This window comes from Microbacterium umsixpiens (genome assembly GCF_053543675.1).
Map to the genome: position 1 here is coordinate 18,549 of NZ_JBLVOH010000152.1, position 14,912 is coordinate 33,460.

The 14,912-nt window shown below is 69.5% G+C and carries 15 protein-coding genes, 1 tRNA gene and 1 pseudogene; 11 read left to right on the forward strand and 6 right to left on the reverse strand.

Going from position 1 to position 14,912, the window contains the following annotated elements; translation table 11 throughout:
* The 4 genes and pseudogenes from ACNPM4_RS15080 to ACNPM4_RS15095 all read left to right on the forward strand — a co-directional run.
* Positions 1-701 (forward strand): annotated as a pseudogene (locus ACNPM4_RS15080) (Na+/H+ antiporter); the annotation flags it as partial.
* Between the two features lie 103 nt (positions 702-804).
* Entirely contained in the window at positions 805-1,716 is a 912-nt protein-coding gene (locus ACNPM4_RS15085) for a MetQ/NlpA family ABC transporter substrate-binding protein (protein WP_029262604.1), read from the forward strand.
* A gap of 97 nt (positions 1,717-1,813) precedes the next feature.
* Positions 1,814-2,857: a methionine ABC transporter ATP-binding protein gene (locus ACNPM4_RS15090; protein ID WP_448986208.1), complete on the forward strand. Its 1,044-nt coding sequence runs from the start codon at positions 1,814-1,816 to the stop codon at positions 2,855-2,857.
* Positions 2,857-3,516 (forward strand): methionine ABC transporter permease, encoded by a 660-nt coding sequence (locus ACNPM4_RS15095; RefSeq protein WP_029262602.1) that lies wholly within the window; start codon positions 2,857-2,859, stop codon positions 3,514-3,516. The genes ACNPM4_RS15090 and ACNPM4_RS15095 overlap by 1 nt, the downstream gene beginning before the upstream one ends.
* Here the strand turns inward: ACNPM4_RS15095 and ACNPM4_RS15100 are convergent.
* From ACNPM4_RS15100 to ACNPM4_RS15110, 3 genes are read right to left on the reverse strand one after another with little or no spacing between them, the layout of a single operon-like run.
* A complete protein-coding gene (locus tag ACNPM4_RS15100) occupies positions 3,503-4,426 on the reverse strand; it encodes a pseudouridine synthase (RefSeq protein ID WP_448986210.1) in 924 nt (307 codons plus the stop codon). The genes ACNPM4_RS15095 and ACNPM4_RS15100 overlap by 14 nt on opposite strands.
* Before the next feature lie 19 nt (positions 4,427-4,445).
* On the reverse strand, positions 4,446-4,940 hold the full coding sequence (locus ACNPM4_RS15105; RefSeq protein ID WP_372469380.1) for a MarR family winged helix-turn-helix transcriptional regulator: 495 nt from the start codon (positions 4,938-4,940) through the stop codon (positions 4,446-4,448).
* Positions 4,941-4,947: 7 nt separating this feature from the next.
* Positions 4,948-5,532 (reverse strand): GNAT family N-acetyltransferase, encoded by a 585-nt coding sequence (locus ACNPM4_RS15110; RefSeq protein WP_448986212.1) that lies wholly within the window; start codon positions 5,530-5,532, stop codon positions 4,948-4,950.
* A gap of 39 nt (positions 5,533-5,571) precedes the next feature.
* On the opposite strand from ACNPM4_RS15110, the gene ACNPM4_RS15115 reads away from it, so the two are divergent.
* From ACNPM4_RS15115 to ACNPM4_RS15140, 6 genes are all read left to right on the forward strand, one after another.
* Positions 5,572-5,643: transfer RNA gene (locus tag ACNPM4_RS15115), tRNA-Gln, on the forward strand.
* A 1-nt stretch (position 5,644) separates the two neighbouring features.
* Positions 5,645-7,075, forward strand: a complete 1,431-nt coding sequence (glmU, locus tag ACNPM4_RS15120; RefSeq protein ID WP_400859022.1) for a bifunctional UDP-N-acetylglucosamine diphosphorylase/glucosamine-1-phosphate N-acetyltransferase GlmU — start codon at positions 5,645-5,647, stop codon at positions 7,073-7,075.
* 7 nt (positions 7,076-7,082) lie between these two features.
* Positions 7,083-8,117, forward strand: coding sequence for a ribose-phosphate diphosphokinase (locus ACNPM4_RS15125; protein WP_262002564.1), 1,035 nt, complete (start codon positions 7,083-7,085; stop codon positions 8,115-8,117).
* A 93-nt stretch (positions 8,118-8,210) separates the two neighbouring features.
* The gene (locus tag ACNPM4_RS15130; protein WP_029262596.1) at positions 8,211-8,684 is read left to right on the forward strand and encodes an FMN-binding protein; all 474 of its coding nucleotides are present in this window, start codon (positions 8,211-8,213) and stop codon (positions 8,682-8,684) included.
* A gap of 14 nt (positions 8,685-8,698) precedes the next feature.
* The gene (locus ACNPM4_RS15135; RefSeq protein ID WP_448986213.1) at positions 8,699-9,580 is read left to right on the forward strand and encodes an FAD:protein FMN transferase; all 882 of its coding nucleotides are present in this window, start codon (positions 8,699-8,701) and stop codon (positions 9,578-9,580) included.
* Between the two features lie 15 nt (positions 9,581-9,595).
* A complete protein-coding gene (locus ACNPM4_RS15140; RefSeq protein WP_448986215.1) occupies positions 9,596-11,170 on the forward strand; it encodes an FAD-dependent oxidoreductase in 1,575 nt (524 codons plus the stop codon).
* A 19-nt stretch (positions 11,171-11,189) separates the two neighbouring features.
* Here ACNPM4_RS15140 and ACNPM4_RS15145 read toward each other — a convergent pair whose 3' ends face one another.
* The 3 genes from ACNPM4_RS15145 to ACNPM4_RS15155 all read right to left on the reverse strand — a co-directional run bounded on the left by ACNPM4_RS15145 (position 11,190) and on the right by ACNPM4_RS15155 (position 14,494).
* On the reverse strand, positions 11,190-12,698 hold the full coding sequence (locus ACNPM4_RS15145) for a sensor histidine kinase (protein WP_448986216.1): 1,509 nt from the start codon (positions 12,696-12,698) through the stop codon (positions 11,190-11,192).
* Positions 12,699-12,724: 26 nt separating this feature from the next.
* Positions 12,725-13,453, reverse strand: coding sequence for a response regulator transcription factor (locus ACNPM4_RS15150; protein ID WP_029262591.1), 729 nt, complete (start codon positions 13,451-13,453; stop codon positions 12,725-12,727).
* 75 nt (positions 13,454-13,528) lie between these two features.
* Positions 13,529-14,494, reverse strand: a complete 966-nt coding sequence (locus ACNPM4_RS15155; RefSeq protein WP_448986218.1) for an acetylxylan esterase — start codon at positions 14,492-14,494, stop codon at positions 13,529-13,531.
* A gap of 123 nt (positions 14,495-14,617) precedes the next feature.
* Here ACNPM4_RS15155 and ACNPM4_RS15160 point away from each other — a divergent pair.
* The coding region (locus ACNPM4_RS15160) for a hypothetical protein (RefSeq protein WP_448986219.1) at positions 14,618-14,912 on the forward strand (295 nt) is incomplete at its 3' end.

Sequence of the window (14,912 nt, forward strand, 5' to 3'; positions counted from 1 at the left end):
CGGTCCCCGCCACGATCACCGAGGGCGGGGTGGTGTCCGGACGCGACGAGATCGTGTTCGTCACGGCCGGAGTCATCATGCTGAGCCTGCTCGTGCAGGCCCCGCTGCTCCCCGCGCTCGTGCGCTGGGCGCGGTTCCCCGTCGATCATGTCGAGGACGAGGAATACGAGCTCGCCGAGCGGGCGATCTCGGGTGCGGCGCTCGCGGCCCTCGACGACCTCGCCGCCGAGCACGGCATCGGGCAGGAGGTCCGCGACCGTGTGCGCACCGAGGGCTACGCGATGCTCGAGTTCGCGAACGCGCGCACACTGGCGCGTGAGCAGGCGATCGTCGACGCCGAGGCCGACGCACTGGACGAGATGCTCGACGAGCCGGATCCGCTGAGCGCCGGAACCGCTGATCCGACCGAAGAAGATCCGGCACCGAGCGGGGGAGTGGATCAGGCCACGGGGCCCGATGGCACCGACGGGACGGTCCTGCAGATGATCGCGACCTCGGCCGACGTCGACCTCGCGCAGCGCTCGCCGCTGATCCGGCACGAGGAGCACACGCGCCTCAAGCTCGCCCTCATCGACCGCAAGCGCGAGGTGCTCCTGGGGTTGCGCGGTGCGGGGACGGTCGACGACCTCGTCGTGCGCCGCATCTCGGCCCGCCTCGACCTCGAGCAGGTGCGTCTGCAGGGGATCGAGGAGTTCGACTGACCTGCGCCGAGCGGGCTGTGACGCCGTGTGACGACTCGATTCCGCACGTTCGATGGTGCCTGCCTAACGTATTCGAGTCCCCCCACGAGAGGAACTCCTTCCCATGTCACGCCGCACCACTTCCGTCATCGCCGCGCTCGCCGCGGTCCCGCTCTTCGTCGCGCTCGCAGGCTGCGCGACGGCATCCTCCGAAGCCGGTTCCGGCAGCGCGGGCTCGACCGAGGACGAGGTCGTGAAGATCGGCGTCGTCGGCAAGGGCGATGAGCAGTGGCCCGCATTCGTCGATGCCGCGGCCGAGGAGGGCATCACGGTCGAGCTGGTCGACTTCGGCTCCTACGAGCAGCCCAACCCGGCGCTCACCGAGGGTGAGATCGACCTGAACCAGTTCCAGCACATCGTGTACCTCGCGGAGTACAACAACGCCTCGGGTGCGGACCTGACCCCGATCGGGTCGACCGCGATCTACCCGCTCGGTCTGTACTCGACCAAGTACGACGACGTGAAGGACATCCCGAAGGGCGAGACCGTCGCCGTCCCGGACGACGCCTCCAACCAGGCCCGCGCGCTGAACGTGCTGCAGCAGGCCGGCCTCATCGAGCTGAAGAGCGGTGGCACCCCGTACTCCGACCTCGCCGACGTGGACACTGAGAAGTCCGAGGTCAAGGTCAAGGCGCTGGAGGCTGCGATCGTCCCGACGTCGCTGCCCGACGTCGCCGCCGCGATCATCAACAACGACTTCGTGGAGCCGGCCGGCCTCTCGTTCGAGGACGCTATCGCCCAGGACGACCCCGAGGATGCCGGCGCGCTGCCGTACGTGAACATCTTCGCCGCGCGCGCCGAGGACGCCGACAACGAGACGTACCTCAAGCTCGTCGAGATCTTCCAGACGAATGAAGATGTCCAGAAGGGTCTGCTGAAATCGTCGGGCGACACCGCCGTGGCGCTGCAGACCCCGGTCGAGGACCTCGTCGCGTCGCTCGAGAAGGTCCAGAAGGACGCGGACTCGAAGAAGTAGGACGACGGGGAAACCACCCTTCGTCCGATGAGGGAGAATCGGGTGCCGCGAGAAGCGTCACCCGATTCTTCGTTCCCGTAGCAGACCGGAGCAGCCCATGCCGATCGTCACCCTGACGAACGTCTCCAAGACCTACCCGCCCCGCACCCGTGAGGGGTCAGAGGTCGTCGCCGTGGACGACGTCAGCCTCGAGATCGAGAAGGGCGACGTCTTCGGCATCATCGGATACTCGGGCGCCGGCAAGTCCACGCTCGTGCGGCTGATCAACGCCCTCGAGCCGGCCACGAGCGGCACCATCACGGTGGACGGCGTCGACATCACCGCGCTCAAGGAGAGCGAGCTGCGCAGGGTCCGCGGCGGCATCGGGATGATCTTCCAGCAGTTCAACCTGTTCTCCTCGCGGAGCGTCAGGGCCAACATCGCCTACCCGCTCAAGCTCGCCGGCTGGTCCAAGGACGACATCGAGAAGCGGGTCGCCGAGCTGCTGTCGTTCGTCGGCCTCGCCGACAAGGCCAAGGCCTACCCCGAACAGCTCTCGGGCGGTCAGAAGCAGCGCGTCGGCATCGCACGGGCCCTCGCGACGGGCCCCGCGATCCTCCTCGCCGACGAGGCCACCAGCGCCCTCGACCCGCAGACCACGCACGAGGTGCTCGACCTGCTCAAGCGGGTCAACCAGGAGCAGGGCGTCACGATCGTGATCATCACGCACGAGATGGACGTCATCCAGACCATCGCCACCAAGGTCGCGGTCATGGAGAACGGCCGCGTGATCGAGCACGGCGACGTGTTCGACGTCTTCTCCGCTCCGCAGAACCCGGCATCCCAGCGCTTCGTCGGCACGGTCGTGAAGGGCGTGCCGTCGCCGGCCGAACTCGCGGTGCTCCGCGAGCGGCACCGGGGCCGCCTGGTGACGTTCTCGTTCCGCGACGGCGACTCGTCGCAGGCGCAGGTGTTCCTCGACCTCGCCGGTGCCGGCCTCGACTTCGAGCTCGTCTTCGGCGGGATCAACGACATCCGCGGGCGCGCCTTCGGGCATCTGACGCTCGCGATCCGTGGTGACGCCGCGGCGATCGACGGTGCGCTCGCCCGCATCACCGAACGCGTCGAAGTGACCGAGATCGCCGCAGAGGAGGCCCGCTGATGGAGCGTCTGAACGAACTGTGGCCCGAATTCTGGGCAGCCGCACTCGAGACCCTGTACATGACGTCGTTCGCGCTGGTGCTCGGCGGCATCCTCGGGCTGGCGATCGGCATCATCCTGTACGTCACGCGCCCCGGTGGCCTCGCAGCGAACCGGGTCATCTCGGTGCTCGCGAACCTCGTGGTGAACTTCTTCCGCCCGATCCCGTTCATCATCTTCCTCGTGGTCGCGCAGCCGCTCGCCCGCGCGGTCGTGGGCGTGGGCATCGGCACTACCGCCGGCGCCTTCATCATCGGTCTCGCCGCCGCGTTCGCGATCGGGCGCATCGTGGAGCAGCACCTCGTCTCGGTCTCTCCCGGAGTCATCGAGGCGGCGCGGGCGATGGGTGCCGGTCCGTGGCGCATCCTCTTCACCGTGGCCATCCCGGAGTCGCTCGGGCCGCTCATCCTCGGCTACACGTTCATCCTCGTGGCGCTGATCGACATGACGGCCATGGCGGGGCTCGTCGGCGGGGGCGGGCTCGGTGCGTTCGCGCAGATCTACGGCTTCCGGCAGTTCGAGCCGCTCGTCATGTGGGCGGCGATCGTCCTGATCGTGGTGTTCGTGCACCTGGTGCAGATGCTCGGCACGCGCCTGGCCCGCAAGGTCATGCGTCGCTGACGGGTGCTTCCTGCAGGGTGCGGCGCGTGGTGAACACCCGGTCCTGCCCGCTGATCGGGTCCACGAAGCGCAGCTCTCGCGCCAGCAGCTGCAGCGGGCGGTCGTAGTCGTCCGGTAGGTCGTCCAGCAGCTCGGGGTAGAAGCGGTCGTTGAGGATGCCGATGCCGAGGGCGGCGAGGTGCACGCGCAGCTGGTGCATCTTGCCGCTGTGCGGTCGCAGCAGCGTGTGCACCACGCGGTCGTCGGCACGGATCTGCTCGACCAGGGTCTCGGAGTTCGGCTCCTTGGACTCATCGACCTGCACGCGCACCTGACCGCGGAGCTTCTCGATGTTGTTGCGGTACACGACGGGAAACGACGGGAGCGTTCCGTTCTCTGGGAGCTCGGAGACCGCTTCGTAGACCTTCTGCACCTGCCGCTTCTCGAAGAGCAGCTGGTAGGCGCCGCGGGTCGCGGGGCGCGTCGAGAACATCAGCAGTCCGGCCGTCGCTCGATCGAGACGGTGGATCGGCGCGAGGTCGGCATTGTCGAGCAGGTTGCGCAGCCGCACCAGGGCCGAGTTCTGCAGGAACTTGCCGCCGGGGGTGGTGGGCAGGAAGTGCGGCTTGTCGACCACCACGAGATGGTCGTCCCGGTGCAGGATCTCGATCTCGAACGGCATCCGGGTCTCGACGGCGGGTTCGCGGTAATACCAGACGAACTCGACGCTGCCGAGCGGTGCATCGCGGGGGACGGGCGACCCGTCGGCCCGGACGATGTCGCCGCGGTCGAACCGTTCGAGCAGACGCTCCGGATCGAGGTGGAAGAAGCGCTCGACCATGTACGCGGCAACCGTCGGCCAGGAGCCGGTGAGCGGCACGTGCAGTCGGGTCGCTCCGACGCCGTCGCGCACCGGGAGGGGAGAGGGCATGCCCATCAGGCGCAGCCGCTCACGTGTCGAAGCTCAGACTCAGCTTGCGCAGCAGCCCGGCGAGGCGATCCCGGTCCGAGCGGGAGAGCGCCTGCAGCAGGTCGGCCTCCACGTCGACGAGGCGGGTGATGGCGGCATCCACGCGGATGCGCCCGTCGTCGGTCAGCGTCACGAGCACACTGCGCCCGTCGCCGGGGTCGGCCTCGCGGCGCACGAAGCGGCGGCCGACGAGCCGGTCGATCCGGTTGGTCATCGTGCCGCTCGAGACCAGGGTCTGCTGCAGCAACTGCTTGGGGGAGAGCTGGAACGGCGTTCCCGCGCGGCGCAGGGCCGAGAGCACATCCCACTCCCAGTGCTCCAGGTCGCTGCGACGGAACACGTCGCGGCGGGCGCGGTCCAGATGGCGCGAGAGGCGGTCCATCCGCGAGAGCACCTCGAGGGGTGAGAAGTCGAGGTCGGGACGCTGGGTGTTCCACGCGCCGACGATCCGGTCGACCTCATCCACCTCGCTCATCCGCCCATTATCGCGTGTGCGGGTCAGGGGTGACGGACACCACGGAAAGCTCGAGGGTCATGAAGGCGCTGTACGGGTCGGGGAGGTAGCGGCCGAACGGGCCTGACTCGCGGAAGCCCGCCGCCGCGTACATCGCGCGTGCCGGGATGAAGAAGTCGTCGCTGCCGGTCTCGAGCGAGAGTCGACGGATGCCGCGCTCCTGCGCATCGGCGAGGAGGAAGGCCAGCATCGATTTCCCGAGTCCGCGGCCGCGCAGGGCCGGATCCGTGCGCATCGACTTGAGCTCCTCGTGGCCGTCTTCGACCGTGGCCAGCGCGCCGGTGGCGACCGGGCGGCCGTCGATCGAGCCGGCGAACAGCCGGACGCCGGGAGCGAGCAGGCGCTCGAAGACCAGCGCATGACGGCTCTCCGCGGGCGCGGTGTGCTCCAGCTCGGCGTGGTGGGCGACCAGGAATTCTGCGAGGGCGGGGGTCGCCGTCTCGACCCTTTCGATCACGATGCTCATGGTGCCAGCATCCCAGAGCCGTGTTTCCGAACCATGACGGCGCGGGAGGGGCGGCATCCGCGCACATCGGAACACAGGCCGGAGCATGGCAGACTTGACCCCGCGGTGCCCTCCTGGGCGGCGCGGTCCGCCGTGGTGTAATGGCAGCACGACAGCCTTTGGAGCTGTTAGGTCTAGGTTCGAGTCCTGGCGGCGGAGCATGACTGGGAACAATCTCGCCATCATCGTCCTCGCTGCAGGCCAGGGCACGCGCATGAAGTCGCGTCTGCCCAAGGTGCTGCACCCGATCGGCGGGCGCCCGCTGGTGGGGCATGTGCTCACCACCGCAGGGCGGCTGCAGGCCGCGCACGTCGAGGTGGTCGTGCGGCACGAGCGCGATCAGGTGGTCGCCGCCCTCACCAAGGACTACCCCGACGCGGTGTTCGTCGACCAGGACGAGGTACCCGGAACCGGGCGGGCCGTGCAGGTGGCGGTCGACGCGCTCCCCGAGGACTTCGACGGCGACGTGCTCGTCCTCTCCGGAGACTGCCCGCTCGCCGACGCCGACACCCTCTCGGCATTCGTGGCGGAGCACCGCGCGTCGGGCGCTCCGGCGACGCTGATGACGGCACTGCTCGACGACCCGACCGGTTACGGCCGCGTGGTCCGCGACGCCGACGGCGGTGTCGACCGCATCGTGGAGCAGAAGGATGCGAGCGCCGAAGAGGCCGCGGTCCGCGAGATCAACGCCGGGATGTACGTGTTCCGCGCCGAGACCCTGCGCACCTACCTGCCGCGGGTCGGCGTCGACAATGCACAGGGCGAGATGTACCTGACCGACGTGCCGGGGATGCTCCGTCGCGACGGCGACCGGGTGGCGGCATCCGTCGTCTCCGACATCGCGGTGACGTTCGGTGTGAACGACCGCGCACAGCTGGCCGAGGTCGGTCGCCTGCTCAACCAGCGCATCGTGCGCCGCTGGCAGCTCGAGGGCGTCACCGTCATCGACCCGGCCACCACCTGGATCGACGACGACGCGAAGCTCTCGCCCGACGTCACCCTCCTTCCGAACACCCACATCCTGGGTGCCACGGTCATCGCCTCCGGCGCCGTGATCGGACCGGACACGACCCTCGTCGACTGCGAGGTCGGCGAGGACGCGACCGTCCGTCGCACCGACGCCACCCTCGCCGTGATCGGCGCGGAGGCCACGGTCGGCCCGTTCTCGTTCCTCCGCGCCGGCACCGTCCTCGGCGCCAAGGGCAAGATCGGGGCCTACGTCGAGACGAAGAACGCCGAGATCGGCGAGGGCAGCAAGGTCCCGCATCTCTCCTACGTCGGCGACGCCACGATCGGCCGCGGCGTCAACCTCGGTGCGAGCACCATCACGGCGAACTACGACGACGTGAACAAGCACCGCACCGAGATCGGCGACGAGGTGCACACCGGCTCGCACACGGTGCTCGTCGCGCCCGTTAGGCTGGGAGCTGGCGCGAAGACCGGCGCCGGCGCGGTCGTCCGCAAGGATGTCCCGGCCGGAGCGCTGGCCATGACCGTCGCACCCCAGCGCAACATCGAAGGCTGGGTCGCGAAGAACAGAGCAGGGACGGGCGCGGCGGATGCTGCGTCCCGCGAGAATTCGGCGGAATAGGCGGAGCATGGCGCGCAAGAAGAAGACGGTCGATCTGGATCGCGACAACGGCGTGGCTCCTGGCATCATCGCGAAGACGAAGAAGCGACTCGTCGTCGCGGGCGGACGCTCGCACCCTGAGCTCACGGCGGCCGTCGCCGAGGCGCTCGGCACGGAGATCGCCCCCGTCGAGCACCGCACGTTCGCCTCCGGTGAGATCTACGCGCGCTTCGAGGTCTCGATCCGCGGCGTCGATCTCTTCCTGATCCAGACGTTCGGCGAGCCGGTCAACGAGTGGCTCATGGAGACGCTCATCATGATCGATGCCGCCAAGCGCGCCTCGGCCAAGCGCATCACCGTCGTGGCTCCGTACTACCCGTATTCGCGTCAGGACAAGAAGGGCCGCGGTCGTGAGCCGATCAGTGCCCGCCTCGTCGCCGACCTGCTGAAGACCGCCGGTGCCGATCGCGTCATGAGCGTCGATCTGCACGCGGCGCAGATCCAGGGCTTCTTCGACGGGCCCGTCGACCACCTGTTCGCCAAGCCCGTGCTGCTGGACTACTTCCAGCGCACGCTCTCGCCGGCAGACCGCGAGATCCTCACGGTCGTCTCGCCCGACATGGGTCGTGTGCGCGTCGCCGACACCTGGTCGGACAGCCTCGGTGCTCCGCTCGCGATCATCCACAAGCGCCGTGACCCGAAGGTGGCCAACCAGGTCTCGGTGCACGAGATCGTCGGAACCGTCGAGGGGCGCACCTGCCTCCTCGTCGACGACATGATCGACACCGGTGGCACGATCGTCAAGGCGGCCCAGGCGCTCAAGGCGGCCGGGGCGCACCGTGTGATCGTCGCGGCGACCCATGCGATCTTCAGCGACCCGGCGTCCGATCGCCTGCAGGACTCGTCGATCGACGAGGTCGTCATCACCGACACGATCCCGCTCACCGAGTCGCGTCGCTGGGACAACCTCACGATCCTCCCGATCGCGCCGCTGCTCGCCCGCGCCATCCACGAGGTCTTCGAAGACGGCTCCGTGACGAGCATGTTCGGTGGCGACGCGTAACGCATCGTCACGGCACAGCCCGCGCATAGACGCGGTGCTTACGGTCGAAGGGTCGACGAACCCGTCGAACGACACCGCGCCGGGAGGACCAGCATGATCCGCACGACCGTACCGACCTCTGTCCGCAAGGGTTCCGCCATCCTCGGGATCGCGGGCCTGTTCGTCCTCGCCGGGTGCTCCGGCACCGCCGACGCGGGTGACACGCCGAACGACACCGGCAGCACGCCCGACGCCGGCTCCTCGGAGTCCTCGGGCGGCGACGCCACCGCCACCTACGCAGACGGCACCTACACGGCCGACGGCTCGTACCAGACACCCGAGACGGTCGAGCAGATCTCCGTCACGCTGACCCTCGCCGACGGCGTCGTGACCGACGTCGAGGTCACGGGCGACCCGCAGGCACCCGAGACCGAGCAGTACCAGGGCCAGTTCATCGACGGCATCGCGGACGAGGTCGAGGGCAAGTCGATCGACGAGCTGAACGTCAGCCGGGTCGCCGGCTCGTCGCTCACCAGCGGCGGCTTCAACGACGCGGTCGAGTCGATCAAGGAGCAGGCGGCCTCCTAGGCGCCTGAGGCCGCATGGCGAGCTGGCGCTTCGAGGCGATCGGAACGCGCTGGGAGATCGAGACCACGGATCCGCTCGCGGACCCGGCGCGTGCGGCGGTCGACGCCGAGATCGAGCGCTTCGACCGCGAGTGGTCCCGATTCCGTGACGACTCCGCGGTGACGCGGCTCGGACGGGAGGGCGGCTCGTTCGGCTCACCGGACGCCGCTCCGATGCTCGACGCCTACCGCGAGCTCTCGGCGGCGACGGGTGGCGCCGTCAACCCGCTCGTGGCGGTCAGTCTCGAAGCGCTCGGGTACGACGCGGGCTATTCGCTCGTCGGCGGTGACCCGGTGCGTGCTCCGGAGGCCTGGCAGGCGCAGGTGTCGTGGACGACCGGCGAGGTCGCGGCATCCGCCCCTGCCCTCCTCGACGTCGGCGCCCTCGGCAAGGGACGACTGGTCGACCTCGTGATGGACATGCTCGGGGACGTGCCCGGCGATGTGGTGGTCGATGCCGGCGGCGACATCCGGGTGCGGGGTGCCGGTGTGCGCATCGGGCTGGAGCATCCGTACGACGCGACGAAGGCGATCGGTGTCGTCGAGGTGCGCGACCGGGCGCTGTGCGCCTCCGCCGTCAACCGTCGCGCATGGGGGAACGGACTGCACCACGTGCTCGACGCCCGCACGGGGCTTCCGGTGCGCACCTGGGCGGCGACCTGGGCACTGGCTCCCGATGCGATGACGGCGGATGCTGTCTCGACCGCGCTGTTCTTCGACGGCGGACCGGAGCTCGCCGGCGCCTGGGGCGTGGAATGGGTGCGGATGAGCACCGACGGCCGGGTGCAGCACTCGCCGGGATGCCCCGCGGAACTGTTCATCGCGGGGGCGGACACGCGCCCCGCGGCGCCGAACTAGGGAAGAGTGGAGAACGTGATCACCTCATTCGCCGCCGCACGCCAGCGGGTCCTCGCAGTGCTGGGCTCGCTGTCGATGTATCGCCTCGTGCTGTTCGCGCTGATCGCCCTGGCGGTGATCGCGTTCGTGCTCTCGCTGCTCGGCGTGATCGTCTCGCCCACGCCGCTCGAGATGCTGGCGTCGTTCCTGGTGCTCTCGATCGTGATCTCGGCCGTCGACGCCGCGGCCCAGCGCATCCTCCGACTCCCGTGGCGTATCGAATCCTCCCTCGTCACGGCCCTCATCCTGCTGTTCGTGCTCCGCCCCGGCGTCGAGCTCGGCGCGCTCCTCGGGCTCGCCCTCGCCGGAGCCGTCGCGAGCGTGTCGAAGTACCTGATCGCATGGCGGGGTCGGCACATCTTCAACCCGGCGGCGTTCGGTGCGGCCGTCGTCTCGATCCTCGGGGCTTTCGGGGCGTTCGAGTGGCTGGGCACCTCGTCGTCCTGGTGGGTCGGGACTCCGGTGCTGACCATCCCCGTGCTCATCCTCGGCCTCGCGGTGCTGTGGCGCACCGAGAAGGTGCGGGTGGTGCTGGTGTTCGTGCTGGTCGCCGTCGCCACCTCGGTCGTGCGTCAGGCGGTGCAGGCCGTGCAGTTCGACATCGGCTTCGACGTGCTCACCGCGCTGCAGTTCGCGGTGCTGCAGTCGCCGTTCCTGTTCCTCGGGGCGTTCATGCTCTCCGAGCCGCTCACGCTTCCGCCGCGTCGCCGCCAGCAGCTCGTGGTGGCCGTCGTGGTGGGTCTTCTCGCGGGATGGCCGATCTCGGTCGCCGGCCTGTTCACGCTCGGCCAGGAGCGGGCGCTCCTGATCGGAAACCTGGTGGCCTTCGCGTTCGCGCTGCGGGGGTCGGTGCGACTCGTGCTCGAGCGTCGCGAGTTCATCACACCGACCGCGCAGGAGCTGACGTTCCGCGCCAAGGGGCGGGTCCGGTTCCTGCCGGGGCAGTACCTCGAGCTCGACGTCCCGCATCACCGCCCCGACGCGCGCGGCACCCGTCGCGAGTTCAGCATCGTGTCGGCGCCGGCCGACCTGCCCACGCTGCGCATCGCCTACAAGAACGGCGACCAGAAGCATCCGTCGAGCTACAAGCGGGCTCTCGCCGCAGCCGAGCCGGGCGCGACGTTCGCGGTCACGGGCACCTGGGGCGACTTCATCCTGCCGCGCAGCGATCACCCGGTGCTGATGGTCGCCGCGGGCATCGGCGTCACGCCGTTCGTGTCCCAGCTGCGGCAGCTCCAGGCCGCGGGGCAGCAGCGCGACGTGGTGCTCGTGTACGTGGCGTCCGAGGCTTCCGAGCTCGCCTTCCGCGATGAGCTCGCCGCGACGGGCGTGCGCACGGTCGTGTTCACCCGAGACGAGCCGCTCGACCTGCCCGCGCACTGGACCTGGGCGCAGGGCGCACGACTGGATGCCGAGACACTGGAGCGCACGGTCCCCGACCTCGGCAGCCGCCACGCGTTCATCTCCGGGCCCCCGCGCCTGATCGCCGACCTCGCTCCCGCGCTGCAGAAGGCCCGCGCCCTCACGACGGACGCCTTCGCCGGCTACTGATCCGGCTCACGGCCGGCCGTCAGGCCTCGGACGCGTCGTCTTCGGCGGCAGCGGCCGCAGGGTTGACCGGGATGCGCACGGTGAAGGTCGTGTCGCCGGGCTCGCTGGCCACGGAGATCGTTCCGTGGTGGCCCTCGACGATGGCCTTGACGATCGCGAGGCCCAGTCCGGTTCCCCCGGTCTGGCGAGCCCGGGAGCTGTCGCCGCGGGCGAAGCGTGCGAAGAGCTCGTCGCGGATGGCGGGGTCGATGCCGGGGCCGTCGTCGTGCACGCGCAGCACGGTGTCCGCGCCCTCTCGTGCGACGCTCAGGGTGATCCTGGTGCCGGCCGGCGTGTGCGTCCGGGCGTTCGCGAGGAGGTTCGCGACGACCTGGTGCATCCGTCCGGCATCGCCGACGACGGTGACGGGCTCGTCCGGCACTTCGATGCTCCAGTGGTGGTCGGTCGCCGTCGGTCGAGCATCCGAGAGCCCTTCGAGCGCCAGCTGGGTGAGGTCGACGGTGCCGTAGACCAGCTCCTGCCCCTCGTCGAGCCGTGCGAGCAGCAGCAGGTCCTCGACGAGACGGGTCATCCGCAGAGACTGCGCCTGGATGCGCTCGAGCGAGGAGGTCGTGCCCTCGATGACCTCCGGACCCTGCTCCGCGGCCGGACGCTGATGCAGCGCGCGCAGCGACAGCTCCGAGTACCCCCGGATGGAGGCGAGCGGGGTGCGCAGCTCGTGACTCGCGTCGGCGACGAAGCGGCGCATCCGCTCCTCGTTCTTCTGCCGCGAGGCCAGCGAGGTGTTGACGTGATCGAGGAGCTTGTTCAGGGAAGCCCCGACGAGACCGGTCTCGGTGCGCGGATCGGCTTCGGATGCCGGTACCCGCTCGGTGATCGTGACCTCGCCTCGATCGAGCTGCTGGTTCGCGACCCTGGTCGCGGTGACCGCGACGGCGCGGAGCGGGCGCAGGCTCACCCGGATGGTGATCGCGGTCGTGAGCGCCAGCAGGATCAGACCGCCGATCGTGGCGAGGGCGATCACGGTGAGCAGCTGCGTGAGCTGGCTCTGGATCTCGTCGCGGGGGAGCCCGGTGATCACGACGACGCCGTTGGTCGCGGGCAGCGCCATAATCCGGTACGAGCCGAGATCGGTGAGGGACACCGTGGCGACCGACGTGCCTTTGAGTGCCAGTGCGATCTCCGCCAGCTGCGTGCTGCTGAGTGACTCCAGGGATCCGGTGAGTTCCTCTCCCGACGAGTTCGTCGCGACCACCCCGCTGAAGCCGGTGACAGGGCTCGAGACCACGAACACGAGTCCGGCCGGCGGTGACGCCGTGGGGCCGGAGAGGACGTTCTGCGCCGTGGCGGAAGACGGTGCGAAGGCTCCGGTCCGATCGGCCAACTGGTGCGCGTACCCGTTCAGCTTCTGGTCGAGCTGGTCCTCCATGGTCTTGCCCAGCGTGGCGCTGGTGATGACGGCGACGATGATGAGGATCAGCGACACGAACCCGATCACGGCGGTCATCAGCCGTGTCTGCAGGCTCATCGGCCGTCTCATCATCGTCGCAGAGCTCACTGCGGAGCCTTGATCATGTAGCCGACGCCGCGGACGGTGTGCAGCAGCGGCGTGCGACCGGCATCGATCTTCTTGCGCAGGTACGAGATGTACAGCTCGACGACGGAGGACTTGCCGCCGAAGTCGTAGCTCCAGACCCGGTCGAGGATCTGGGCCTTCGACAGCACCCGTCGCTCGTTGCGCATGAGGTAGCGGAGCAGCTCGAACTCGGTCGCGGTGAGCTCGATCTCGGTGCCGTCGCGCACGACCTCGTGGCTGTCCTCGTTGAGCGTGAGGTCGGCGACGCGCAGGATCGACTGCCCGTCGTCGGTGGTCGCGTGGCCGGTGCGGCGGATGATCGCGCGCAGTCGTGCGATGACCTCCTCCAGGCTGAACGGCTTGGTGACGTAGTCGTCACCGCCGGCGGTGAGGCCGGCGACGCGGTCGCCCACGGCATCCTTGGCGGTGAGGAACAGCACCGGGACGAGGTTCCCCGACTCGCGCAGCCGCTTCAACACGGACATGCCGTCGAGGTCGGGCATCATGATGTCGAGCACGAGCGCGTCGGGTTCGAACTCCCGCGCGACCTGGAGCGCCTCCATGCCGGACGAGGCCGTGCGCACCTCCCAGCCCTCCATGCGCAGGGCCATCGCGAGCAGGTCGGTCAGCATCTGCTCGTCGTCGACGGCGAGGATGCGCAGGGGGGTGCCGTCGGGGCGGCGCAGTTCGGGCAGGTCGCTGGTCATGTCCCTATTCTGCGGAATCTCCTATGTAATTTCTATGGAGATCGCTATGTGTTGTCTGGGAGGCGCCGGACGTGGTCATGCCAGCCGCTCGTCGGGGAGGGCGAGGAAGTCGACGCCGGCCTGCAGCGCGAGCCGGTCCGACAGTTCGCCGATCTCGCCGGGAAGGTGCCCCGCGGCGCGGACGCTCAGGCGACGCGGCACGGTCAGCGCGTGGTAGACGGCGAACTGGCCCCGGGGGTCGACGGCCGGATCCTGCACTGCCGCGGTCACGTGCACGGGAATCCGCAGCCTCCGTGCCGCGATCGCCGCGTCGAAGTAGTCGAGCACCGGGCGGTCCTCGGGGTGCCGGAGCAGATGCTGACGCACGGCCTCCCCGCTCCCGGTGCATTTCCGCGTGAGCCGCACGTCGTGGTCACCGAAGCTCGGCACGTCCAGCACGCCGCGGCGGAAGCGGGCGTCCCAGGGGAGGGCCATCGCGCCGATGCCGCCGCCGAAGCTGCCGCCGCTGAAGTCGAGGGCCCCGGCCGCCGCGGGCACCATCTCGAGCAGGACGGTGGCGGCGCGCCAGATGTCCGCTGCGCTGAAGCGGTGCGAGTACGTGTCGCGGTGGGCGATCCCGGCCAGGACGTGCTCGTCAGGGAGGGCGGGGAAGCGGCTCGCGGTGCCGGCGTGCGTCCCGGGTGCGACCGGGAAGATCGCGGCCGTGTCGTCGGGCACCCGGTCGAGGTCGGGTGCTGTGCGGCCGCCGTAGCCGTGTCCGACGACGAGCCCGCGGGGTGCGCTCCCCATCGTGTGCGGCAGCACCACGTAGGCCGCCGCGGCCTCACCGGCCGCGGAGTGGAAGCGGATCTCCGAGACGCGGTGCGTCGCGGTCGGCGGGAGTTCGCGGGTGGTTTCCCACGAGACGGGACCCGTGCCGAACTCCTCGAAGGTCGCGCGCCAGAAGTCGTCGAAGTCGTCCGGCTCGACGGGCGACGCGGGCGGGGTCAGCAGCGCGCTGAGTGAGTACTCGGTCAACTCGACGGGAGGATCCTGGGGCACCGCACGTGTCCTTTCGGGTGGTTCTGCCTGCTCGACGTTACCGGCGTGGCACGACGAGGCGGCGTCATGGCCCGCGAGGCCGACGCATTGACATGATCGCATACGGATTGCAGTATGTGCATCATGGATTCAATGCCTGGCGATGGAGCCGAAGACAATCCTCTGCTGTGGAGCCGACGCTCCGTCCTGCGAGCGCTCGTGATCGCGGGAGTGCTTCCCCCGGTGCTCGGGTCGTCGTACGGAGCCGCTCCCGCAGCGGCGACGGAGCTCACGACGACGGGCGGCGCGTACGCCGACGCCCTCCGGCGCCTCGACAAACCGAATCTCGCGTTCACGCAGGTCGCGCAGCTGGTCGGACAGAACCACCGGATGACGTTCTCCCAGGCCACGTGGGACGGCGGGGCCACGATCGTGGGGG